The organism is Endozoicomonas sp. ONNA1 (assembly GCF_024606325.1).
In the GTDB taxonomy this organism is placed as follows: domain Bacteria; phylum Pseudomonadota; class Gammaproteobacteria; order Pseudomonadales; family Endozoicomonadaceae; genus Endozoicomonas_A.
Genome location: NZ_JAHHPN010000314.1, coordinates 1 through 1,071, shown reverse-complemented (window position 1 = coordinate 1,071; position 1,071 = coordinate 1). Strand labels below are relative to the sequence as shown.

Genomic DNA, 1,071 nt, shown 5'->3' with positions numbered 1-1,071 from the left:
CATCATCCATAATGACCACCGTCCCTGAACACAGAAACTTTTCGATTAATGCTTTCCAGGATGGCCTCAATAGCGGCGCCTTTTCATCGGAGCCACCCGGAGTCGTGCAATCAACATAGGTGATTTTCTTTTCGGTAGATATCCTGCCCTGACGCGAAACCAGAGTGACCGGTGCCAGTGCATTTACAAAGCGCTGATGCAGGGCAAAAATCAGCTCATGGATACTCCGGATCTGCTTGGCCTCTTTGGGATTCAGTGCCTGAAGGGAGGATCGGAGTTGATGACAGGCAGCCAGCCATTGATGAAATGATATCTGCCTGATTTCACCACCGTCCAGACTACGGACGATAGCTTTCAACCTGGATCGGATGGTCTTTTTCAGTGCCTTTAACCGGTTGATCAATTCCGGTAATTCAATCCGTAATGACTGAACCTCGAGTGCGCGGCTATCTCCCGCCAGTCCCAAGAATGCTTGGTACCCATCCAGAAGTGCTTCAGCCCCCTGAACCAGGCGTTCTACCCTGGCTCTGGTCTCCGCGAGCAACTTTGATCGTTGTGGCGACATACTCAGTTTTATCGGGTTTGCCAGACAATCCAGTCCAGCGCCGGGGGCAAAAAACGCCAACAGTCGGGCGTTTTGATCCGTAAGCCATTGAAAACCACTGGCGACCTGACGGAATGTGCCTTCAGGGGGGGACAAATCATCCCGCGAGGGGACAGCTCTGGCTAACGGCACATCAGAAAATGCAGAGGACAGGCTTGCGTGACTGGCCAGTTTTCCGCAAAGGTCACCGGCAACAATAAAGGCGCCATGCTCACCTTTGAAACGGGCGCAGGCCAGTGTCGCCTGTTGGCCAACCTGAGCGGCCACGGTCGTAAACTGGTCACCGGCCAGCATCAAGGTTTTTCGTTTCTGTTTCATGAGGATCGCTACATGATCATTGAATCCTCCTGTGGCAGTGACAAAGCCTCCTGCCCGCTCCAAAAAATCAGGCTCAAGCATCCAGTCTTCAGCGTATTGGGCCACAACAATGGCGCCCTCTGGCATAGAGCCTGCCGCTTGTTTTCTGG

Annotated in this window: 1 protein-coding gene; it reads right to left on the bottom strand. The window is 53.1% G+C overall.

The window, feature by feature from the left end; translation table 11 throughout:
* The coding region (locus tag KDK19_RS07365) for a PEP-utilizing enzyme (RefSeq protein WP_257291650.1) at nucleotides 1-1,071 on the bottom strand (1,071 nt) is incomplete at both ends.